This is a genomic window from Flavobacterium sp. GNP008, assembly GCF_056428965.1.
On the sequence record NZ_JBWJVL010000003.1, the window covers coordinates 478,979 to 501,337 of the forward strand.

A 22,359-nucleotide genomic window follows, 5' to 3' on the forward strand; every position below is an offset into this window, starting at 1 on the left:
GCTTTTTTTATTAAAAAACTACAAGCTTTCTTCTAGCCAAGCTTGCATCATCCATATCGTTTTTTCTTGCTCTGAAATAAAATCGCTCATCATAGAATTAGTTCCTTCATCATTAATCTCTCCTGATTTGTTGAGGATCTCTCTTTCGATTTTTAGTAAATGAGACAATGAAGTCACAATCAAATGAACTGCTTTTTCATCATTTGAAATATTCTTACCTACTATCAACTGATTATTTTTAATATAATCCTCAAATGTATGAAGAGGAGTTCCACCCACGGTAAGCACTCTTTCGGCAATTAAATCAATTTTTATTTGAGCGTCCGTGTAAAGCTCTTCAAACTTTACATGTAAATCAAAAAAACGTTTCCCCCTGATGTTCCAATGAATTCCTCTTAAATTTTGATAATATACTTGAAAGTTTGATAATAAGATATTCAATTCATTCACGATTAATTCAGATTCTTTAACGGGTAATCCTAAAATATTTGTTTTCATGTTTACTATTTTTTATTATATAATTTCATTCAATCGTAAATTTAGTGAAGATAAATAGAAAACACTATAATAAAAAGTTATTGTTTCATTAAATTTGCATTAGATATTATTATTACTATGACAATAACTCAACTAAAATATGTTCTTGCTGTAGCGGAGCATAAAAATTTCACTCTAGCTGCCGAAAAATGTTTTGTAACTCAGCCTACATTGAGTATGCAAATTCAAAAAATAGAAGAGGAATTAAGTATTCAGATATTTGACCGTACTAAAAAACCAATTCAACTTACTGATATTGGTCAAAAAATAGTTACTCAAGCCAAAAATATCGTCAATGAAGCGGATCGTATCCAAGATATAGTAGAGCAACAAAAAGGTTTTATAGGAGGTGAATTCAGACTCGGTATTATACCTACTATTATGCCTACCTTGTTACCAATGTTTTTGAATAATTTTATTAAAAAGTATCCAAAAGTAAAACTCATAATTGAAGAGTTAAATACGGAGGAAATCATTATAAAACTCAAAAATGGACATCTTGATGCAGCGATTGCCGCAACTCCTTTGATGGACGAAAATATCAAAGAATTTGTATTGTATTTTGAACCTTTTGTAGCTTACATTCCAGAAAGTCATCAGAATTTTCAAAAGAAGGAAATAGAAATTTCAGACCTAAATTTAGATGAAATCTTACTTTTGCAAGATGGTCATTGTTTTCGAGATGGAATTTTAAATTTATGTAAAAACCATAGTAAAAGCGAAATTGGACATTTTCAAATTGAAAGTGGCAGTTTTGAAACCTTGATAAAACTAGCCGACGAAGGATTAGGTACCACTTTACTTCCTTATTTACATACTTTAGATCTAAAAGACAAGGATAAGTTGAAATTACGCCATTTTAAAGAGCCTAAACCGGCAAGAGAAGTGAGCTTGATTTTTCCGAAAAGTGAATTGAAAATTCAAATAATCGAAGCCCTTAGAAGTACAATTGCGGGAGTAATAAAAGGAGCAATTGTTTTTCAAAACGTACAAATTATTAGTTCAGTACATAAGAAATAAAAAAAGGAACCGTAAAACGGTTCCTTTTTTTTATGAATTCACAATTAATAAATATTGTTTTAACTCTGGTTTTCCTATCGTAAAGTTTACTAACCATTCACGCAACTGTTCCATTTCGTAAGGTAATAGCATTTTGATTGCCTTTTCTAGCTCCTTGCAAAAAAGCATTGGATCAAAACTTACTCTTTCTAAAACTGATTTTGTATAATCGTACATAATTTTCGACATAATAAATGAAGATTTTGGTTAGATTCTAATTCTAAATTGATGTAAAAATACATTTTTTGAAGGTAGAATATAATTATTTAACGAAGTTTTTGGTTTTTTATTTTAATGAAATCAATACCTTTTTTATAAATATGGATCATGTTTTTATTGCTTTTTAGCACGAAACATTTCTCTTTTTCCAGGTGGCCCTTCTAGTTTTTCAACAGTAAAACCTACTTGGATCATACTTCTTTTTACGACTCCTCTCGCGGCATAGGTAACTAATATTCCATTTTTTTTAAGCGCTTTATACATTTTTTCGAAAATTTCGGTACTCCATAATTCTGGTTGTACCCTATACCCGAAAGCATCAAAATAAATTAGATCAAATTTGTTTTCGTCATCAATTTCTTGAAAAAACTGTTTCCTTTTAGTAAGTGTAAAATCATTATTTAAAACAATTTTTTCTTCCCATTTACTTTCATGTATTGTATCAAAAATTCCGCTTTCTAATGTCGCATTTAATTCGGCAACATAATTCATTTGTAATACTTCATCTATTGAGATCGGGTAGGCTTCAACGCCTACATAATCGATGATTTGATGCATTTTCTTTGCTTCCAGAACGGTAATAAAAGTATTCAAACCCGTTCCAAATCCTATTTCTAAGATAGAAATTTTTTGGTTTTGAAATAGCGAAAGCCCATTTTTGATAAAAACATGTTGCGCTTCCTGAATTGCCCCATGCTTAGAATGATAACATTCATCCCATTCCGTTATTTGGATGGTTGTAGAACCATCAAGTGTCTGGATTATTTCTCTTTTCAAAATTTTATGCTAAAGTTAAACTGATTTTCAAAAATATACAATTGTCAAATTTAATCAAAACTAATCCTTTTGGTACTGAAAAATGCTATTTATTATATAATCCATAGCATAAAGGCTATTTTTTTTTGATTTTCTAAAACGTAAATAAATCGTAGTCAATAGCTATATTTAATGTTGTTTTCATAAGAAATTTGTTGATTTTTTTTTATTTTTGCAAATATTAAACAGCAATTCATTGAATTCAGTTTTTTTTATGCATTCGCTTATCACTTATAAAATAAAAATAATACATACTATGAGTACAACTCAAACTAACAAAATTGAAATAATAAAAGCAGCAGCTTCAAAAATAAATGAAGTTGATTTTGAAAACTTAAACTTTGGTTCCGTTTTTACCGATCATTTATTAGAATGTGATTACACAAATGGAGAATGGCAAAAACCGATTATCAAACCGTATGCGCCTTTTTTATTAGATCCTTCCGCAAGAGTTTTTCATTACGGTCAAGCTATTTTTGAAGGAATGAAAGCCTATAAGGATGAAGATGATGACGTTTGGCTTTTTAGACCTGATGAAAATTATAAAAGGTTCAACAGTTCTGCGATAAGAATGGCGATGCCGGAAGTTCCAGAGGAAGTTTTTATGGAAGGTTTGAATCAATTATTACAATTAGATGAAGCTTGGATAAAAAAAGGAAAAGGGAATACGTTATACATTAGACCATTTATGATTGCAACGGGTTTAGGAGTTATTGCAAATCCATCTAATGATTATAAATTTATGATTATTCTGTCTCCTGCAAAGTCTTACTATTCAGGGGAAGTAAAAGTACTTATAGCAGAACATTTTAGTAGAGCAGCAAATGGAGGGATTGGAGCTGCTAAAGCTGCCGGAAACTATGCTGCACAGTTTTATCCTACTAGCTTAGCAAACAAAGAAGGTTTCCAGCAAGTTATTTGGACGGATGATGCTACCCATACAAAACTAGAAGAAGCTGGAACTATGAACGTGTTCTTTAGAATAAACGATACGTTATTAACTGCTCCAGTTAGCGAAAGAATTCTTGACGGGATTACTAGAAAGAGTCTTATTGATATGGCTAAAAAAGGAGGGATCGATGTTCAGGTGCGTCCTGTTTTAGTGTCAGAATTGGTTGAAGCTTCTAAAAATGGAACCTTGAAAGAAATTTTTGGTGCAGGGACAGCGGCGGTAGTTAATCCTATTATTGGATTTTCTTACCAAGATCTTTACTATGAATTACCAAAAATAGAAGATTCAATGGCATTAGACCTAAAAGAGCAATTGACAAGCATGCAACATAAACTCTCTGAAGATACATTTGCATGGACAGTTAAAGTATAAGTTATCAAAGTTTAATTATAAAAAGCGATTTTCGACATGAAAATCGCTTTTTTATTTAAATAATGTTTTTTGTAGATTTTGTTTAAGGGAGTATAATTATTATTCAAGAATTTTAGAAATATCAGGTCTGGAATAATTTGGACCCTTCATCACTTTTCCGTCTTCACGATAAATAGGATTTCCATCTTGATCCAATTTACTCATATTACTGCGCTGAATTTCATCAAAAACGGCTTCCATTTTATCCTGTAAACCATGCTCAATAATGGTTCCGCAAAGGATATACATCATATCTCCCAAGGCGTCTGCAATTTCGGTTAAATCATTATTTTTGACTGCTTCTAAGTATTCTTCGTTTTCTTCTTTCATTAAATTATAACGAAGTTCATGTTTTTGGGTCCCTAAATTAGCAATAGGCTTTTCATTGTAATCAATTTTGAAAGTAATGTGAAAATCTTTTACTGCGTTTATTTGTTTTTGCATCTTTTTTTATTTGTCAAATGAAAATACAATTTAGGAAACTATTATTAAACAAATAACTAAATTTGTCAAAAAATATTTTAATTATGTTTAGTCAAGGACAATTAGTGTTTGCGGGCCTTTTTTTTATTGCGTTTGTAATAGCAATGATATACGCTTACCGAAAGGATTTAGCGTTACACAGAATGTTTTATAAAGGAAATTATAAAATTTTGATAGGGTTTGGAGTTTTTATTGGAATCTTATTTTTAATAAAAATATTTTTTAAGCGCTAGCTTTCTGTAATTGAAGAAATAATGTCCACTTATTACGTGGACTTTTTTGTTTTTATTATTTTAGGATTGAAAATGTAAAACGCTATTAATTAATTTGTTATAAATAAAGATAGTTCTAACAATTAATTCAATTTATAAAATTGATTCTAGACAAGTTTAAAATGGAATTGCCCTAAATTATAAAGTATTCTAATATAAATTTTAAGTTTTTCGTAAATAAAAAATAGAACCATATTTTTTTACACTTTCTATGACTTGTAAATTAAATCTTTAACTTTACAGAAATTAATAAACTTGTATATTATGAGGATTTTAAAATATTTATTTCTTTTACTTCTGCTAAGCGTTGTCGCATTATCGATTTTTGTAGCCACTCAAAAAGGTGCTTTTATTGTAGAGCGGAGTCAAATTATAAATTCTCCAAAATCGCATGTATTTAATTTTGTGAATGATTACAGGAATTGGGAAGACTTTGGTTCTTGGATTGTTGAAGATCCAGAAATGAAAATTAGTTATCCCAAAAAAACAATTGGACCTGGAGCTTCGTATTCTTGGGAGGGTAAAGACGGAACGGGTGATATGAAAACCCTATTTGTAAAAGAAAACGATAGTATTTCTCAAATAATGAATTATAATGGCACTGAATCTTCCGTTTTTTGGAGTTTCAAAGACACAATAGGAGGGACAAAAGTTACTTGGAAAACCATAGGGAAAATGAGTTTTTCTATGAAAGTATACACTGCATTCAATGGAGGTATTGATAAAATAATTGGGAAAATGTATGAAAAAAGCTTGACTAATTTAGATAAAACGCTAGATTTTGAGATCAATACCTATACCGTAAAAGTGGATGGACTGGCAAAAAAAACGGGTACCTTTTATCTTAAACAAACTTTTACCAGTAAAATTTCTAACGTCACTAAAAATTCTAAAATTGTATTTTATAAGATTATTACTTTCTGTAATGAAAATAATATTGAATTAAATGGGAAACCATTTTTATTATACCATACGTATGATTTTGTAAACGGATTGGCAAGATTGTCGTTTTGTGTACCAATAAAAAATCAAATTTCAACCAGTTCAGGAAGTGATATCTTACCTGGTAAGCTGGAACCGTTTGATGCTGTAAAAACAACTTTGACGGGAGATTATTCACATATTAAAAAGGCATTGGATAAAACATCTGACTACATTACCGCTAATAAAATTGTTTTAGATCCAGCTTTTTTACATTTGGAAAGTTTCACTATTAGCAGAGCTGAAATCAAGAATCCTTCAAAATGGGTGACTGAAATTTATTTTCCTATACTACCAAAAGTAATTCCCGTAAAAGTATATGCTCCCGCTGTTATCAAAAAAGTCGAAACGATAAAAACAGCTGAACCTATTATCAATAAAGAAGAAGAGCAATCTGAGTTTTAAAAATTGTTTATCTGATTAAACCTTTTTAATACATTCCATTCTAACTCCTAAATAATAATTTTGCAAGAAGAACAGGAATTTATAACCCAATTATTAAATCCAAAAACGCAAAACCAAGCGTTTCAAAAGTTGATATTAGAGTATCAAAGGCCTCTTTACAATCACATTCGTAATATCGTTTTAAATCATGATGATACTGACGATGTACTGCAAAATACTTTTATTAAAATATTTCAACATTTAAAAAATTTTAAAGGGGAGAGTAAACTCTTTTCATGGATGTATCGCATTGCTACAAATGAAGCCTTAACATTTTTAAAACAAAAATCAAGAATAAGCGGTATTTCATCTGAAATCTTACAAAACAAAGTGATTGATAATTTAGAAGCCGATGTGTTTTTTGATGGCAATGATATTCAAATAAAATTACAAAAAGCGATTGCATTATTACCTGAAAAACAGCAATTGATTTTTAAAATGAAATATTTTGAAGAACTCAAGTACGAAGAAATTTCAGAAATTTTAGGTACTTCGGTTGGAGGTCTAAAAGCATCCTATCATATAGCAGTAAAAAAAATTGAAGCTTTTGTTTCGACAAATTAAACCTTTTAGTCCTAACGCTGTCTAAATACAATATGAAAACATTTAAACTAGAAAAAGAACGTAAAATTGAAACAGGATTCAAGACCCCTGATCATTACTTTGATAATTTTTCAATCAAAATGATGGAGCAATTGCCTGTTGGTGAACCAAAAGTATTTACAATTTTTCAAAAAAGAAAAAATTTAATTTTAATGGTAGCTGCAGTTTTCTTATTGGCTTTAATGATTCCAATAATAAATTATTCCTCTAGTAGTGCCAAAGAATTGGATTCAGCTGCATTAGAAAATTACATTACTTACCATTCTAATGTGAATCAATATGATTTGATAACTATTCTTGAAACGGAAGATATTAACACTATTAACTCTAGTGTTGTGTTAGAAGATGAAGCCATAGAAGATATTTTATCTACAAACTCAAATTTAGAAAATCTTATTTTAGAGTAAATAATAAACTTGCTTTTAAGCTTAAATTAAAAATAATAAAATGAACATTAGAAAATTATTACCTGTAGTATTCCTTTTTTTTTCATGTAACTTTTACGCTCAAGGCGAAAGCATGAAAGAAAAAAAAGAAAAAATAAAAGCGTTGAAAGTAGCTTTTTTTGCAACTGAACTAGATTTAACTACCAGTGAAGCAGAAAAATTCTGGCCACTTTACAATACATTTGATGAAAAACAATTTGAATTAAGACATCAAAAAATGAGGGCTTTTATGAAGAGAATGGGTGACGGTTCATTAGATAAAATAACTGAAAAGGAAGCAAATACTTTCTTAGTTCAAATGGAAGATACCGAAGAAGAATTATTTTTAATTCGAAAAAAATTCACCCAAAATTTGAGAACAATAATCCCTGCTGTGAAAATTATTAAACTTAGGAAAGCAGAAGAAGATTTTAATAGAAAATTACTGCATCAATACCGTAATAAAGGTCCAAAGAAATAATTGTTTTTTTATTAATTCGTAAGATATCCTAAGTGCTTGTTAAATTTGGTACTTAGGATTTTTTATTTAAAATTAATGCGGATCATTTTGTTTTGCCCGGCAGCAATAGCCGTTTTTTTATTTATAAAACGTATCGTGAAAAGGCTAGAATCCGCAGCTAATTGTGTCCATGAAGTACCACTGTCTCTGGAATAATAGATTCCCGAAGTTCCTACTGAAATAAGTTTTTTCCCGTTACTTTTAGGAATATATTGGACACATGAAGCGTAACCGAATGCTTGATTTTGACCAACAAGTTTCCAGGTTTTTCCACCGTCTGCCGTTACAGCTTTGTTAGAAAAGTTCTGGTTCTTAACTTCATAATCACCTCCCGCCACAAATCCATTATTGGAATCATAAAAATCAGCAGTGAAAATTCCTGTCATTGATTTTCCTTGTACAATAGGCGTTTCATATACAGACCAATTATTTCCTCTATCGGGGGAATAGAAAACTCTAGATTTTTTTCCGCCTGAAACAATCCAGGTATTATTTTTTTTAATTACAATGTTAGTGTTGCTAGCCGCAAAAGCAGCTTCACCAGTAGTAATGCTTGGTAACTTGCTACAGGGTATCTTTTGCCATGACTTGCCTCCGTCGTGAGTTGTAATTATATTGAGACAATTATTTATTGGATCTCCCATAGCAATTCCCTCTTTAGCATCCCAGAATTGCATGCTGTCATAAAAAACGTTCTCATGGTTTTCCTGATATACTAATTGATTTTTGTTGTTATCTTTTGAAATCTGATACAAAAATGCAGGATTTGCTACATTTAAAATAAAAATATGTTTTCGTGTTTGAGCAATACTTCTAAATTCAAGTTTTAAAGAATCATTAACGATTGTTTTTTCAGTTTTTTTATTGGTGTTCAAATTATAAAAACCATATCTTCCATTATCAGCAGCATACCAAATTTTGTTTTTATCAATTTGAATCGCTCTAATACTTATTTTATCTTGGAATAATGTATCAATTATGATAGATGATAAACTAGTTGTGTTTACGCTTGTTTTACAAGACACAAAAACAAACAGACACATTAAGACTAAAATAATATTTTTCATTTGCCTACATTTTGAAGCTAATTTACAAATAAAAATATAACAGCAAACAGAGTCATAAATTAATTGGCATAATAATTGGATATCGAAAAAGAAGAACTTAATCCAATCAACTATGAAAACGAAACTAATATTATTGAGTCTATTGACTACTGTTTTCTCAATACAACTGCAAGCGCAAAACAGAACTTCAGTAAATGCCATGAATTCCGAAATCAGCGATAACCTAGATTTAAGGGCGGTTGCTTCTATTTTTGGCGATTCAAGGGACCTACAGGATTTTGAAAGAAGACTAAATGATCCGGAACTTCAAATATCCAATTTAGATTTGAATAATGATAATCAAGTTGATTATTTACGTGTTATAGAAACGGTAGAAAACAGGACACACCTTATCATTGTTCAATCTGTTATTGATGAAGATGTGTACCAAGATGTAGCTACTATTGATGTAGAAAAAGACAGAAACAACAAAATTCACGTGCAAGTAGTAGGGGATGTTTTTATGTATGGCCAAAATTATATTTATGAACCGGTTTATTATAGTACTCCATTAATTTACGCATCGTTTTGGTCTACTAATTACCGTCCTTACTATTCCTCATGGAACTGGAATTATTATCCTTCGTATTACTATGCATGGAACCCATTTCCAGTATTTCGATATAGAAATAACATCAATATTTGCTTAAACATTAATAACAATTATAATTATGTAAGCCATAGGCGAAGTGATCGTGCAGTTGTTTTACATAATTCAAGGCGTTCTAATGGTTATGAAAGACAAAATCCAAATTATTCTTTTTCCAGAAGAAATACTAATGTTACAAACCGGTACGAATTAGATCAGAGAAGAGGTTCAAGAAATGAAATTAGCGCTACTAATAGAAGAAATTTAGCTCAAAGAGACAATTCTCAAAACAGAATCAGTTCATCAAGAGAATCAGTATCACAGAGAGCTCAATCACCTAGAGATTATTCACAAAATAGAGGGAATTCTTCTAGAGAGGCGACACCACAAAGATCTGATTCTTCAAAAGATTATTCTCAAAACAGAACTAGCTCATCAAGGGGTGCAGCACCACAAAGAACAGAAGCACCAAAAGGTTATTCTCAAAATAGAGGTAATTCTGCGAGAGAGGCGGCACCACAAAGAACAGAATCACCAAGGGATTATTCTCAAAATAGAGGAAATTCTGCCAGAGAGGCGGCACCACAAAGAACTGAAGCACCAAGAGATTATTCTCAAAATAGAGGAAATTCTACTAGAGAGGCGTCACCACAAAGAACAGAAGCACCAAGAGATTACTCTCAAAATAGAGGAAATACTGCCAGAGAAGCGGCACCACAAAGAACAGAAGCACCTAGAGATTATTCTCAGAATAGAGGGAATTCTGCTAGAGAGGCAGCACCACAAAGAAGTGAATCTCAAAGAGGCAATTCGTCTTCAAGAAATGACAATAGAAGATCATAACGAATACTATTATAAAACGAAACACACGGCTATCAAAGTCGTGTGTTTTTTTGAGTATAAAAAAGCTCTAAATTTATTTTAAAAGTGTACTTTTGACAAGTTTTTTAAAAATATTACATGAGCACATCGCACAAAGACTTACATAGTAAATTAACATTAGGTGGATTATTAATTTCATTAGGAATAATTTATGGTGATATAGGGACCTCCCCATTGTATGTAATGAAAGCCATATTGGGGGATCATGTTATTGATCCTGCGGTTGTTTTAGGTGGAATTTCATGTGTTTTTTGGACGCTAACCTTGCAAACTACAATCAAATATGTTCTAATAACATTAAGTGCGGACAATCATGGTGAAGGAGGGATTTTTGCGTTATATGCTTTAGTTAAAAAAACAAAAATTCAATGGTTAATTGTTCCAGCTATTATAGGAGGAAGTGCTTTACTGGCTGATGGGATCATTACGCCCCCCATCTCTGTCTCATCAGCAGTAGAGGGAATTAGGACTTATTATCCTGAAATAAATACAATACCAATTGTTATAGGTATCTTATTTGTACTTTTTGCAATTCAGCAATTTGGAACAAAATTAGTTGGTAAATTTTTTGCCCCAATGATGCTTATTTGGTTTGGAATGCTGGCTGTTCTGGGTGCTTCGCAAATTGTGCAAAATCCCGAAGTTTTAAAAGCAATCAATCCGTATTATGCTTATCATTTATTGACAATTCATCCTGAAGGTTTTTTTGTATTAGGTTTTGTATTCCTGTGTACCACTGGTGCTGAGGCCTTGTATTCAGACATGGGGCATTGTGGACGAAAAAACATTAGAATCAGTTGGATTTTTGTGAAATCGGCATTAGTGCTAAATTATTTTGGACAAGCTGCTTTTTTGATCCGTCAGGAGGGCGAAACATTACAAAGTTTAGGCGGAAAGAATGGAAATCCTTTCTATCTTATTATGCCGGACTGGTTTCAACCAATAGGAATTATTATAGCAACACTTGCAGCCGTAATAGCCTCCCAAGCATTAATCAGCGGTTCCTTTACATTGATAAATGAAGCCATGCGCTTGAATTTTTGGCCAAAAGTTAAAATAAAATATCCTACTGAATTAAAAGGGCAATTGTATATTCCGTCCATAAACTGGTTATTATTCATTGGATGTGTTGGTATCGTGTTGCACTTTGAAGAATCCAGTAACATGGAACATGCTTATGGATTAGCAATCATTCTGTGTATGATAATGACAACTGTATTACTTAATTTTTATTTGATAATGAAAAGAGTAAAGTTGTATTTTATCGTACCCTTGATTACGATATATCTCATAATTGAATTTAGTTTCTTAATTGCAAACATTACCAAGTTTGCCGAAGGAGGTTATGTTACTCTGCTTATAGCAATCACTTTGATTAGTATAATGACAATTTGGTATCTAGCTAAGAAAATTAATAAAAGTTATACTAAAATTGTTAAAATTGAGGATTATAAAAAAGTACTAGTCGAATTGAGCAAGGATTTATCAATTCCTAAATATGCTACACATTTAGTTTACATGACTAATGCTGGTAGAACTGATGAAATTGAAGAAAAAGTAATGTATTCCATCTTGCAAAAACGACCTAAAAGAGCCGATATCTATTGGTTTGTACATGTGAACATATTAACGGAGCCTTATAAAACAGAATATAAAGTTACTGAAATCGTTAAAGATGATTTGTATCGTGTAGATTTTAATCTTGGTTTTAGAGAGCCTACTAAAATAAACTTAATGTTTAAAGAGGTTATTAAAGATATGGTTCAAAAAGGGGAAGTAGATATCACCAGCAGATACGAATCGTTGAATAAAAATAACATCATTGGTGATTTTAAATTTGTTTTATCCGAAAAATTCCTTTCAAATGATAGTGACTTGAGATGGCATGAAAAAATAATTATGAACTCGTATTTTTTCATTAAAAAATTAAGTTTATCTGAAGAAAGAGCGTTTGGTTTAGACAGTAGCTCGGTTAAAATCGAAAAATTTCCAATGGTACTTCATGCACCTGAAAAAATAGCATTGACAAGAGTAAAATAATCTTTTAGTTTTTTAAAAATGTAAAAAACATCGTATTGAATACGATGTTTTTTTTGTCGAAAAATTTAAAAACAACATTCATTATTTAAAATATAGCATTCAAATCAATTAATAGTACCTTTGCACCTCAATTATTTAAAATGAGATTACACAGAAATTTAGTTTACACAACAATAGACGCATTAAACGCCATTTTTAATGAAGGTGAATATGCAGATAAAGTGGTGGCCAGATCATTAAAAAAAGACAAACGTTGGGGAAGCTCTGATAGAAAGTTTGTTGCTGAAACCATCTACGAAATTGTACGTTGGAAACGTTTATACGCAGAAATTGCCGAAGTAAAAGAACCTTTTGATAGAGATAATCTTTGGAGAATGTTTTCTGTTTGGGCCGTTTTAAGAGGCTATCCTATTCCGGACTGGCGTCAACTGGAAGGTACCCCAGAGCGAAAAATAAAAGGTCGCTTTGATGAACTTTCCAAAATCAGAGCTTTGAAAGAGTCTATACCAGACTGGATGGATGAATTAGGAGTTAAGGAATTAGGGGAAAAAGTTTGGGCAACTGAAATTACAGCCCAAAATCAGCCTGCTAAAGTAATTTTAAGGGTAAATACACTTAAAACAACAAGAGAAGCTTTACGTGCTATTTTGATGGATTTGAATATTGAAACGGAAACGCTTAAAAATCAACCTGATGCTTTGGTTCTAAAAGAAAGAGCCAATGTTTTCTTGACTGATGCTTTCAAACAAGGTTTCTTTGAAGTTCAGGATGCCAACTCACAATTAGTAGCTGCTTTCCTTGATGTAAAACCTGGAATGCGTGTTGTTGATACTTGCGCTGGTGCTGGTGGTAAAACATTGCACATTGCTTCTTTAATGGAAAACAAAGGGCAGTTAATCGCTATGGATTTGTATGAAAGCAAATTAAAGCAATTAAAAATAAGAGCCAAAAGAGATGGTGCTTTTAATATTGAATACCGCATTATTGACTCGACAAAAATCATTAAAAAGCTACATGAAAAAGCAGACCGCGTTTTAATTGATGCACCATGTAGTGGTTTAGGAGTTTTGAAAAGAAATCCTGATGCTAAATGGAAATTAAAACCGGAATTTATTGACAACATTCGTAAAGTACAATCGGAAGTTTTAGAAAGCTATTCTAAAATTGTAAAACCAGGTGGAAAATTAGTATACGCTACTTGTTCTATACTTCCCTCCGAAAATCAAGAGCAAATCGCTCGTTTCCTGACTACTGAGATTGGAAAACAATTCAACTTTGTGAAAGACCAAAAAATATTGGCTTCAGAATCTGGTTTTGATGGATTTTACATGGCTTTGCTAGAACGTAAAGAAAACTTAGAACAGAAAGAGAAAAGAGTACAAAAAGAAATAGAATAGAATATAGATTTTAGACTCCATAATTCATAAAAAAAGTCCTCGAATTTCGAGGACTTTTTTTATGCGTTTTATGAATGTTTTTATTTTTTAATGTTTCTAATCATTCATCGAGATTAAAAACTCTTCATTATTCTTCGTTTTCTTGAAACGGTCATTGATAAAATCCATTGCTTCTACTGGGTTCATATCCGAAAGGTACTTTCGCATAATCCACATGCGTTGCAATGTTTTTTGATCCAATAACATATCGTCACGTCTGGTACTTGAAGAGGTTAAATCGATCGCTGGGAAAATACGTTTGTTGGCAATTTTTCTATCTAATTGCAATTCCATATTACCGGTACCTTTAAATTCTTCGAAAATAACTTCATCCATTTTTGAACCAGTTTCTGTCAATGCAGTAGCAATGATACTTAATGAACCACCATTTTCTACATTACGAGCAGCTCCAAAGAAACGTTTTGGTTTTTGTAATGCATTGGCATCCACACCACCACTTAAAACTTTACCTGAAGCAGGTTGTACGGTATTGTAAGCTCTGGCTAAACGCGTAATGGAATCCAATAAAATCACCACATCGTGACCACATTCTACTAACCGTTTTGCTTTTTCCAGAACGATATTGGCAATTTTCACATGCTCTTGCGGTTCTCTATCAAATGTAGAAGCAATTACTTCCCCACGCACACTACGTTGCATATCGGTAACCTCTTCTGGGCGTTCATCAATTAATAAAACAATTAAATATACTTCAGGATGATTCGCCGCAATCGCATTGGCTATTTCCTTTAGCAACATCGTTTTACCTGTTTTAGGCTGGGCTACAATCATCCCACGTTGTCCTTTTCCTATTGGTGAAAACAAATCGATGATTCGGGTTGAAATCGTGCTTTGCTTCTCTGCTAATTTGAACTTCTCCGATGGGAAAACAGGTGTTAGATGTTCGAATGAAACTCTATCACGAACTACTTGAGGATCGTGTCCGTTTATTTTTAAAACCCGTACTAGTGGGAAAAATTTCTCTCCTTCTTTTGGGGGACGGACGACTCCCTTTACGGTATCTCCTGTTTTAAGACCAAACAATCTTATTTGTGAAGTTGATAAATATATATCATCTGGTGAAGCCAAATAGTTGTAATCAGAAGAACGTAAGAAACCATATCCGTCCGGCATCATTTCTAGAACGCCTTCACTCTCAATAATTCCATCAAATTCAAAATCAGATGCTGCAAAATTGCTTTTCTTATTTTTGAAGTTTGGATTTTGATTTCCGTTTCCATTCCCATTTTGATTTGGATTCAAATTCTGCTTATGTAGCTGGTTTGGATTCAATTTTTTTGCAGGAACTGGAACTTCAACTTTTTCTTCAGTTGCTGTTTCTGCTACACTTTCATTTTCTTTTGTAGCGTCTTTAAGTTCTTCCTTATCCTTTTTTAAGGCTATTTTCTTTTCGTATGCTGATTTATTAAACTTAATTACCTTGCCTTTTTTATCTTCAATTATAGGTTCTTGAATTGAAGAAGGTTCTTGCTCTTTTGGAATTTCTTGGAAAGAATCATTATTTTCAAAAGGAAGACTATTTTCTGTAACAATTTGTTCTGTTTCAAAAAGAGAATTTTTTACTGCTTTTTGAATGGCTACTTTTTTTACAGGTAAAATTCTAACTCTTTTAGGTTTATCGTCTTCAAAATTACTTTCAACTGTTGAATCTAATGTTGCGTCAACGTTAGCCACTTGGTGATCGAGAATTTGACTGATTAAAGTCTCTTTTTTTACACCGTTAAATTTTATGGTTTTAGCTGATTTAGCTATTTCTTGAAGCTCAGAAAGCTTCATTTCTTTTAATGCAGAAATATCAAACATGAATGTTCTATGAATTTAATTAATTGTTGGAAAAATGTAAAAGATAGGTAGTAAACTTTAATATTGAATCAACCGCAGTATGAAGTGCTTACGGAATTATGATGCAATAATACGAATAAAATTTAACCAGACAATAGTATTTTTAAAAAAGAAAATATATTTTTGTAAAAGATATTTAACACATGATACAAAGAATTCAGACTATTTATTTACTACTTACTTTTGTTGTTACTAGCATTTTATTATTTTTCATTCCGTTATGGACAATGAGTGATGGTAAAGCGTATTATTTCATGCAAAGTCAAGTGTATACTATAGTTTTAGGGTTGAGTACTTCACTAACGTTGTTAAGTATAGTTTCCTATAAAAAAAGACAAAATCAGTTTGTTATTGGCAGATTGAACATAATATTAAATTTGATTTTATTAGGATTGTTTGTATATCGTTCACTAAACGTATCTGGAGAGACACCCGTTGTCTCAGAGAAAGGTATTGGGATGTTTCTGCCTGTAGTTGCTATCGTATTATTAGTTTTGGCTAATAAAGCTATCAAAAAGGATGAAGATCTTGTAAAATCAGTGGACAGATTGAGGTAAACCTATAAACTTTAGTTTATTAGTGCGAAGGAAACCCGAATGTAATAATTCGGGTTTTTTTGTATCCATAATCCTATTTTTATTTTAGAATAAAGATTTAATAAAACAAGAATCTGTTGTTTTTATTTCATAAATTTGGCAATAACGATCTTGATATGTTAAAAAAAATACGAATTCATCTGGCTGATGATCATCAAATACTTATTGATGGAATCAGAACTTTACTTCACACCAATCCCACATTTGAAGTGGTAGGGTCTTCTATTAACGGAAATAATATCTATGATGAAGTAATCAACAACGAATCCGATATACTAATTTTGGATATTAACATGCCCGAAAAAGATGGTATTGAAGTCATTAAAGAGTTTGCTGAAAAAGGATTTCCATGTAAAATTATTATACTTTCGAGTCACGATGACCTTAGAATAATTAAGGAGGTGATGAAATTAGGGAGCAGCGGTTATTTGACCAAAAAATGCGCAGGAGAAAATATTGTTGAAGCTATTCTTGCGGTTAATAATGGCGAGGAATATTTTTGTAATGCTGTTCGAGAGAAAATTTTTAGCACTGTCGCTAAGGATAATCCAAAACTAAATAAATCCTATCGCAATGGGAATTTAATTTTAACTGAAAGAGAATTGGAAATTATTATCTTAATTTCATTAGAATTTAGTGGTAAAGAAATTAGTGACCAGTTGTTCATCAGTGTAAATACCGTGGAAACCCATCGCAAAAACATAATGAAAAAACTGGATGCTAAGAATTCCATAAGCCTGGTTAAGTATGCCATTAAAAACAAGTTGATAAAGACCTGACCCTTCTCAATAATCTTCCAAAATAAAATTTATTTAAATTTCACGAATCAATTTTTTTTGAAACAATTCTAAATTTAAAATTATTTTTTGAGCTTAAACAATTGACTCACCATTGTTTTTGTTAAAGCCTATTACATACAAGGGTTAAAATAAAATTATTTATGTCGCTGAAACACATCTTTACGGTACTAATTTTAGTATTTAATTTTTCTGGCTTTGCTCAAAAAAAAATCTTTACAAAAAATGACGTTGTTTCGCTTGCAAAAGAAGCCAATCAATTGATGAAAGTAGGTAATTTTGAGAGTTCCTTGATAAAATCGAGACTTGCTTTAAGTCAGGCGATTCTCTTAAAAGACAATAACTTGATTGCTGGATCTTACAATACTATTGCTGCAAATTTTGATCAGTTATCTGAATCTGATAAAGCATTTTATTACTACAATAAGGGCTTGACATACGCCAACAAAACGAATAATGATGTTTTAAAAAATTGGTTGAACAACAATTTGGGGAACATTTATTGTTTTGATAAAAAGCAATATGCAAAAGGAATTTATCATTATAAAAAATCATTACAATACAGTACTAAAATTAAAGATTCCGCTGAAATAGTTTTTACAAAACTTAATTTGACTTGGGCTTATTTTGATATTGACCGTTATGATGAAGGACTACCTTATTTAAAATATATTAATAAATACCACAAAAAATATGGAGAATCTTCTACTATAGTTGCTCTAAATATGCTGAATGGGATGTATTATAATTCTATAAATGATACCAAGAAAGCGTTTTTTTACTTCCAAAGTGCCATAGATTTAGGAAATGCAGGGGATGAAAAATCTGATTTGTCCTATTCACATTATGAGTTTTCTAAGTTTTTATTAAAAAACGGAGATTATAAAAATGCCTACAAGAACCTTGCACATTTTAATGTATTAACAGATGAGCTAAACAATGAAGAAAAATTGAACAAAGCCAATGTAGCGGGTATTAATCTTGAAATTGATGAATACAAGAGAGAAATTGATAAAATCGAAAGTGAGTTTAAAATTAAAGAAAATGCGCTACTACAAGAGCAAGACAAAAACAAAAAAATTGTTATTGTAATAATTGCTATCCTACTGTTGTTGTTCTTTCTTTTTTACTTCTATTCCCAAAACGCACAGCTTAAACAAAAGAATAAACTTAAAGATCTGCGAAGTAAAGTCCAAGAAAATATGATCAATGCATCGATAAACGGTCAAGAATTGGAACGAAAAAAAATTGCTTCTTTTTTACACGATAACATTAGTGCTTTACTATCTTCTGCTGGATTGCATCTTCATGCCTACACCTCAAAAAATCAATCTTCATCGCAAGAAATTAGTAAAACCAAAGCCATTCTTGAGGAAGCACACGATCAAGTCAGGGATTTGTCCCATGAATTAATGCCTTCGCTTTTAGCTCGGTTTGGATTATTTTATGCATTGGACGATTTATGCGAAAAAAACTCAAATTCTATTCTTGGCTTTGAATATTCGAGTTCTGTAGATAAAAAAACGCGTTACGATGAAGATTTCGAAATGAAAATTTATTTCATTATCATGGAACTTCTAAATAATATTATAAAGCACAGTCAAGCGGAGCTAGCAAAATTGAGCATCGAGGAGAACAACAAATTTCTTCATATTGATATTATAGATAATGGCAAAGGATTTGATACCGGTAAATTTCATATTTTGGAAGGGTTTGGTCTCAATCAAATCAAAGCCCGAATTAGTAATTTGAAAGGAAATGTTACAATCAATTCAAAGCCAAACGCGGGGACATCCATTGAAATAATTGTTCCTATTACGTATCATAAAAAAACGATTAGACCCGTTTTTCAATCTCAATAATTTCTAAATCCTTAATTTTGTCTTTGTCAATTACAAAACGCAGCATTGTTCGCACGTTATGAAATCCGCTTTTACCTGCTGCTCCAGGATTCATGTGTAATAAATTGTTTTTTTTGTCAAATATCACTTTTAGAATATGCGAATGTCCACAAATAAATAATTTAGGTGGATTAGTTTCGATTGCTGATTTAATTGTTGCATTGTATTTCCCAGGATAACCGCCAATATGCGTAATCCAAACATCCACATCTTCACACATAAAGCGATTGTGAAGCGGAAATTCTAATCGGGCTGTAGCGTCATCAATATTGCCATACACGCCACGTAGCGGTTTTAATTTTTTTAAGCTATCGGTTACCGCTAGATCACCAATATCTCCTGCGTGCCATACTTCATCAGCTTGAGCAACGTATTTTAAAATTAGATCATCAATATGACTGTGCGTATCAGAAAGGAGTAGTATTTTTTTCATTATTTTAAAGGTAGAAAGATACAAAGGTACAAAGTTGCTGAGTTTAGTTTCTTAATTTATGATACAAAACCAACAAGGGCATAATTTTTTAACCTTTACAGCACATAAAAACGTTGTACCTTTGCACTTTGAAACTTTGCAATTAAGAACACTTGAGATATTTCATCAAATTAGCATACAACGGAACCCAATATCATGGCTGGCAATACCAACCCAATGCTGCTTCAGTTCAAGAGACGTTGAGCAAAGCGTTTTCGGTGCTATTGAATACAACCATTAATCTTATGGGAGCCGGACGAACTGACACTGGAGTTCACGCAACTGAAATGTATGCGCATTTTGATTTTGAAAAGGCATTTGATATTCCTAGTTTTATACACAAACTGAACTCTTATCTACCGAAAGACATAACTGTTTATGATCTGATACCAGTACATGATGATGCACACACACGGTTTGATGCTGTAAAACGTACTTATGAATACCATATAAATACTTTTAAAGATGTTTTTTCGCAAGATCAAAGTTGGTATTTTCATCAAAGATTAGATGTGGATTTGATGAACGAAGCGGCAAAATTATTGTTTAATCACATTGATTTTCAATGTTTTTCAAAAGTCAATACGGATGTAAATACTTTTGACTGCACCCTTTACGAAGCCTATTGGAAACCAGAAAATAATAAATTGATTTTTACGATTTCAGCCAATCGTTTCTTACGAAATATGGTTCGTGCCATTGTGGGAACATTAGTTAATGTAGGATTACATAAGGTTACACTGGCTGATTTTACCGCGATTATAGAAAGTAAAAACCGAGAGAAGGCTGGTTTTTCGGTTCCGGCGCATGGTTTATATTTAACGAAAATAGAGTACAATTATATTACGAAAAAACCCTGATTACTTTTACTAAATTTTATTTTCAGATAACTCAGGTTATGAAAATATTTGAAATTAAAATCATTTTTATTAGCTCATTTGGCAAATAATAGAATTATTGTAAAATCAGGAAATAGCCCCCAAAATACATGAAAGCAAAAGCATTTGATACTAGGTTATTCAAACGAATACTAAAATTTACAAAGCCATACCAATGGCGTTTTAACGGGGTGATTATTTTTGCTATTTCACTCTCGGTATTTGCGGCATTACGCCCTTATTTATTGAAACAAACGGTGGATGGTTACATTGCAACCCAAGATCAGCAGGGTTTATTAGTGTATGTAATCCTGATGGGAATTGTCCTATTACTGGAAGTATTCTCTCAATTTTACTTTGTATATTGGGCCAACTGGTTAGGTCAGGATATTGTAAAAGATATACGAACCAAACTCTTTCAACATATTCTGAGTTTCCGAATGAAATATTTTGATCACGTTCCCGTGGGGCAATTAGTGACCCGTTCTGTTTCGGATATTGAGTCTATTGCCCGGATTTTTAGTCAGGGATTATTCATGATTATCAGTGACTTGATGAAAATGGTTGTCGTATTGATTTTTATGTTTTATATGAACTGGAAATTGACTTGGATTGTGATTGTAGCCATGCCAATTTTAGTTTTCTTCACACGTATTTTTCAAAAGAAAATGCAAGTCGCATTTGAGGAAGTGCGAAACCAAATTGCCAATATGAATTCTTTTGTACAAGAACGTGTAACGGGAATGAAGATTGTGCAACTCTTTAATCGGGAGAAAATTGAACACGAAAAATTTAAAAGTATCAACGACAAACATAAAAAAGCGTGGATAAAAACCATACTCTATAACTCCATCTTTTTTCCTATTGCGGATATTATTTCATCTTTGACATTAGGCTTTATAGTATTGTATGGAGGTGTAAAAATATTGAATGGCGATACCTTTACAACTTTTGGAGATTTATTCTCTTATACGATGTTTATTGGGATGTTGTTTAATCCATTGCGTCAGATTGCGGATAAATTCAACGAAATGCAATTGGGAATGATTGCCGCAAACCGTGTTTTTGATATTTTGGATACTCAAGATCAAATTCAGGATACCGGAATTATTGAAGCTCCAGTCTTTAAAGGAGATATTGAATTTAAGAACGTACGTTTTGGGTACATTCCAGATGAAGAAGTAATAAAAGGAATTGATTTAAACGTACATGCGGGTCAGACTATTGCTATTGTAGGTTCTACAGGTGCAGGGAAATCAACGATCATCAATTTACTGAATCGTTTTTACGAAATCAACAGCGGTTCTATTTATATTGACGGTAACAACATTGAAAATTATACATTAGGTTCATTACGAAAACAAATCGCAGTTGTGTTACAGGATGTTTTTCTTTTTGCCGATACTATTTTTAACAATATTACCTTAAGCAATCCAGAAATTAGTAGAGAACAGGTTTTGGCTGCTGCCAAAAAAATTGGCGTTCATGAATTCATCATGAGTTTACCAGATAATTATGATTTTGATGTCAAAGAACGTGGGGTTATGCTCTCTTCTGGACAGCGTCAATTAATCGCTTTTTTGAGAGCATATGTAAGCAATCCAAGTATTTTGATTCTCGATGAGGCTACCTCTTCAATAGATACTTATTCAGAAGAACTGATTCAGCGTGCTACCGAAACAATTACAAAAGGGAGAACCTCAATTGTTATAGCCCATCGTTTAGCAACAATTGTAAATGCAGATAAAATTGTTGTGATGGACAAAGGACTTATTGTAGAACAGGGGACTCATCAGGAATTAATCAATCGTGAGCGTGGCTATTATAAGAATTTGTATGATTCACAATTCTCTGTGGCTAATTAGTTTTCTACTCTAAGCTCTTAATCGAATATGGTTTTAATTTACTTTAAAATTCTGAATTGTATGCTTATAAAGAGCAGAAATTGATTTACACGACTGTAGTTTGTTTTAAACAAAGGTCTTTTTATCAAAATTTGTTAGTTTACTACTTTATTACTTTGAAACTTTCTCAAAACAGAATAAATCCTTAAATTCGCCCAATCAATTAAATAAGA

General features: G+C 31.8%; 21 protein-coding genes. 14 read left to right on the forward strand and 7 right to left on the reverse strand.

Annotation, left to right across the window (positions count from 1 at the left end; translation table 11 throughout):
* Positions 1-18: 18 nt before the first annotated feature.
* Positions 19-498, reverse strand: coding sequence for a Dps family protein (locus AC0608_RS11605; RefSeq protein WP_417961347.1), 480 nt, complete (start codon positions 496-498; stop codon positions 19-21).
* A gap of 117 nt (positions 499-615) precedes the next feature.
* On the opposite strand from AC0608_RS11605, the gene AC0608_RS11610 reads away from it, so the two are divergent.
* Positions 616-1,557, forward strand: coding sequence for a LysR substrate-binding domain-containing protein (locus AC0608_RS11610; protein ID WP_417961345.1), 942 nt, complete (start codon positions 616-618; stop codon positions 1,555-1,557).
* A 30-nt stretch (positions 1,558-1,587) separates the two neighbouring features.
* Here the strand turns inward: AC0608_RS11610 and AC0608_RS11615 are convergent, their stop codons facing one another.
* Both AC0608_RS11615 and mnmC2 read right to left on the reverse strand, forming a co-directional pair.
* Entirely contained in the window at positions 1,588-1,785 is a 198-nt protein-coding gene (locus AC0608_RS11615; RefSeq protein ID WP_417961343.1) for a hypothetical protein, read from the reverse strand.
* A 144-nt stretch (positions 1,786-1,929) separates the two neighbouring features.
* Positions 1,930-2,592: a tRNA (5-methylaminomethyl-2-thiouridine)(34)-methyltransferase MnmC2 gene (gene mnmC2 / locus AC0608_RS11620; RefSeq protein WP_478289162.1), complete on the reverse strand. Its 663-nt coding sequence runs from the start codon at positions 2,590-2,592 to the stop codon at positions 1,930-1,932.
* A gap of 295 nt (positions 2,593-2,887) precedes the next feature.
* On the opposite strand from mnmC2, the gene AC0608_RS11625 reads away from it, so the two are divergent.
* Positions 2,888-3,955, forward strand: coding sequence for a branched-chain amino acid aminotransferase (locus AC0608_RS11625; RefSeq protein ID WP_478289163.1), 1,068 nt, complete (start codon positions 2,888-2,890; stop codon positions 3,953-3,955).
* Between the two features lie 99 nt (positions 3,956-4,054).
* Here AC0608_RS11625 and AC0608_RS11630 read toward each other — a convergent pair whose 3' ends face one another.
* Positions 4,055-4,438 (reverse strand): pyrophosphohydrolase domain-containing protein, encoded by a 384-nt coding sequence (locus AC0608_RS11630; RefSeq protein WP_417961337.1) that lies wholly within the window; start codon positions 4,436-4,438, stop codon positions 4,055-4,057.
* 575 nt (positions 4,439-5,013) lie between these two features.
* On the opposite strand from AC0608_RS11630, the gene AC0608_RS11635 reads away from it, so the two are divergent.
* The 4 genes from AC0608_RS11635 to AC0608_RS11650 all read left to right on the forward strand — a co-directional run bounded on the left by AC0608_RS11635 (position 5,014) and on the right by AC0608_RS11650 (position 7,683).
* Positions 5,014-6,135, forward strand: coding sequence for an SRPBCC family protein (locus AC0608_RS11635; protein ID WP_478289164.1), 1,122 nt, complete (start codon positions 5,014-5,016; stop codon positions 6,133-6,135).
* A 60-nt stretch (positions 6,136-6,195) separates the two neighbouring features.
* Entirely contained in the window at positions 6,196-6,738 is a 543-nt protein-coding gene (locus AC0608_RS11640; protein ID WP_417961333.1) for an RNA polymerase sigma factor, read from the forward strand.
* A 32-nt stretch (positions 6,739-6,770) separates the two neighbouring features.
* A complete protein-coding gene (locus AC0608_RS11645) occupies positions 6,771-7,184 on the forward strand; it encodes a hypothetical protein (RefSeq protein ID WP_478289165.1) in 414 nt (137 codons plus the stop codon).
* A 112-nt stretch (positions 7,185-7,296) separates the two neighbouring features.
* Positions 7,297-7,683, forward strand: coding sequence for a sensor of ECF-type sigma factor (locus AC0608_RS11650; protein WP_417961329.1), 387 nt, complete (start codon positions 7,297-7,299; stop codon positions 7,681-7,683).
* 62 nt (positions 7,684-7,745) lie between these two features.
* Here the strand turns inward: AC0608_RS11650 and AC0608_RS11655 are convergent, their stop codons facing one another.
* A complete protein-coding gene (locus AC0608_RS11655; RefSeq protein WP_478289166.1) occupies positions 7,746-8,789 on the reverse strand; it encodes a WD40/YVTN/BNR-like repeat-containing protein in 1,044 nt (347 codons plus the stop codon).
* A 112-nt stretch (positions 8,790-8,901) separates the two neighbouring features.
* Here AC0608_RS11655 and AC0608_RS11660 point away from each other — a divergent pair, with 112 nt between their 5' ends.
* From AC0608_RS11660 to AC0608_RS11670, 3 genes are all read left to right on the forward strand, one after another.
* Positions 8,902-10,260, forward strand: coding sequence for a hypothetical protein (locus tag AC0608_RS11660; RefSeq protein ID WP_478289167.1), 1,359 nt, complete (start codon positions 8,902-8,904; stop codon positions 10,258-10,260).
* A 117-nt stretch (positions 10,261-10,377) separates the two neighbouring features.
* Positions 10,378-12,339 (forward strand): KUP/HAK/KT family potassium transporter, encoded by a 1,962-nt coding sequence (locus AC0608_RS11665; protein ID WP_417961323.1) that lies wholly within the window; start codon positions 10,378-10,380, stop codon positions 12,337-12,339.
* Between the two features lie 140 nt (positions 12,340-12,479).
* The gene (locus AC0608_RS11670; RefSeq protein WP_417961321.1) at positions 12,480-13,736 is read left to right on the forward strand and encodes an RsmB/NOP family class I SAM-dependent RNA methyltransferase; all 1,257 of its coding nucleotides are present in this window, start codon (positions 12,480-12,482) and stop codon (positions 13,734-13,736) included.
* A 96-nt stretch (positions 13,737-13,832) separates the two neighbouring features.
* Here AC0608_RS11670 and rho read toward each other — a convergent pair whose 3' ends face one another.
* Positions 13,833-15,599 carry a transcription termination factor Rho gene (rho, locus tag AC0608_RS11675; RefSeq protein WP_478289168.1) on the reverse strand — a complete coding sequence of 589 codons (1,767 nt, stop codon included), beginning with the start codon at positions 15,597-15,599 and terminating at the stop codon, positions 13,833-13,835.
* Positions 15,600-15,781: 182 nt separating this feature from the next.
* Here rho and AC0608_RS11680 point away from each other — a divergent pair, with 182 nt between their 5' ends.
* From AC0608_RS11680 to AC0608_RS11690, 3 genes are all read left to right on the forward strand, one after another.
* Positions 15,782-16,195: a DUF4293 family protein gene (locus AC0608_RS11680; RefSeq protein ID WP_478289169.1), complete on the forward strand. Its 414-nt coding sequence runs from the start codon at positions 15,782-15,784 to the stop codon at positions 16,193-16,195.
* 155 nt (positions 16,196-16,350) lie between these two features.
* Positions 16,351-17,013: a response regulator gene (locus AC0608_RS11685; RefSeq protein WP_417961315.1), complete on the forward strand. Its 663-nt coding sequence runs from the start codon at positions 16,351-16,353 to the stop codon at positions 17,011-17,013.
* 161 nt (positions 17,014-17,174) lie between these two features.
* Positions 17,175-18,893, forward strand: a complete 1,719-nt coding sequence (locus AC0608_RS11690) for a tetratricopeptide repeat-containing sensor histidine kinase (protein WP_478289170.1) — start codon at positions 17,175-17,177, stop codon at positions 18,891-18,893.
* Here AC0608_RS11690 and AC0608_RS11695 read toward each other — a convergent pair.
* Complete coding sequence (locus AC0608_RS11695; RefSeq protein ID WP_417990376.1) at positions 18,868-19,365, reverse strand: metallophosphoesterase family protein; 498 nt, start codon at positions 19,363-19,365, stop codon at positions 18,868-18,870. The genes AC0608_RS11690 and AC0608_RS11695 overlap by 26 nt on opposite strands.
* Positions 19,366-19,517: 152 nt before the next feature.
* Between AC0608_RS11695 and truA the strand changes: the two genes are divergently transcribed.
* Together truA and AC0608_RS11705 are read left to right on the forward strand one after the other, a co-directional pair.
* Positions 19,518-20,264, forward strand: a complete 747-nt coding sequence (gene truA, locus AC0608_RS11700) for a tRNA pseudouridine(38-40) synthase TruA (RefSeq protein WP_478289171.1) — start codon at positions 19,518-19,520, stop codon at positions 20,262-20,264.
* A gap of 128 nt (positions 20,265-20,392) precedes the next feature.
* Positions 20,393-22,147 carry an ABC transporter ATP-binding protein gene (locus AC0608_RS11705; RefSeq protein ID WP_417961307.1) on the forward strand — a complete coding sequence of 585 codons (1,755 nt, stop codon included), beginning with the start codon at positions 20,393-20,395 and terminating at the stop codon, positions 22,145-22,147.
* Positions 22,148-22,359: the final 212 nt, after the last annotated feature.

Bases quoted from the DNA above. Each gene is read 5' to 3' on its own strand.
- AC0608_RS11605 (WP_417961347.1), bottom strand. From the start codon at position 498: ATGAAAACAAATATTTTAGGATTACCCGTTAAAGAATCTGAATTAATC.
- AC0608_RS11610 (WP_417961345.1), top strand. From the start codon at position 616: ATGACAATAACTCAACTAAAATATGTTCTTGCTGTAGCGGAGCATAAA.
- AC0608_RS11615 (WP_417961343.1), bottom strand. From the start codon at position 1,785: ATGTCGAAAATTATGTACGATTATACAAAATCAGTTTTAGAAAGAGTA.
- AC0608_RS11625 (WP_478289163.1), top strand. From the start codon at position 2,888: ATGAGTACAACTCAAACTAACAAAATTGAAATAATAAAAGCAGCAGCT.
- AC0608_RS11630 (WP_417961337.1), bottom strand. From the start codon at position 4,438: ATGCAAAAACAAATAAACGCAGTAAAAGATTTTCACATTACTTTCAAA.
- AC0608_RS11635 (WP_478289164.1), top strand. From the start codon at position 5,014: ATGAGGATTTTAAAATATTTATTTCTTTTACTTCTGCTAAGCGTTGTC.
- AC0608_RS11645 (WP_478289165.1), top strand. From the start codon at position 6,771: ATGAAAACATTTAAACTAGAAAAAGAACGTAAAATTGAAACAGGATTC.
- AC0608_RS11650 (WP_417961329.1), top strand. From the start codon at position 7,297: ATGAAAGAAAAAAAAGAAAAAATAAAAGCGTTGAAAGTAGCTTTTTTT.
- AC0608_RS11655 (WP_478289166.1), bottom strand. From the start codon at position 8,789: ATGAAAAATATTATTTTAGTCTTAATGTGTCTGTTTGTTTTTGTGTCT.
- AC0608_RS11660 (WP_478289167.1), top strand. From the start codon at position 8,902: ATGAAAACGAAACTAATATTATTGAGTCTATTGACTACTGTTTTCTCA.
- AC0608_RS11665 (WP_417961323.1), top strand. From the start codon at position 10,378: ATGAGCACATCGCACAAAGACTTACATAGTAAATTAACATTAGGTGGA.
- AC0608_RS11670 (WP_417961321.1), top strand. From the start codon at position 12,480: ATGAGATTACACAGAAATTTAGTTTACACAACAATAGACGCATTAAAC.
- rho (WP_478289168.1), bottom strand. From the start codon at position 15,599: ATGTTTGATATTTCTGCATTAAAAGAAATGAAGCTTTCTGAGCTTCAA.
- AC0608_RS11680 (WP_478289169.1), top strand. From the start codon at position 15,782: ATGATACAAAGAATTCAGACTATTTATTTACTACTTACTTTTGTTGTT.
- AC0608_RS11685 (WP_417961315.1), top strand. From the start codon at position 16,351: ATGTTAAAAAAAATACGAATTCATCTGGCTGATGATCATCAAATACTT.
- AC0608_RS11690 (WP_478289170.1), top strand. From the start codon at position 17,175: ATGTCGCTGAAACACATCTTTACGGTACTAATTTTAGTATTTAATTTT.
- AC0608_RS11695 (WP_417990376.1), bottom strand. From the start codon at position 19,365: ATGAAAAAAATACTACTCCTTTCTGATACGCACAGTCATATTGATGAT.
- AC0608_RS11705 (WP_417961307.1), top strand. From the start codon at position 20,393: ATGAAAGCAAAAGCATTTGATACTAGGTTATTCAAACGAATACTAAAA.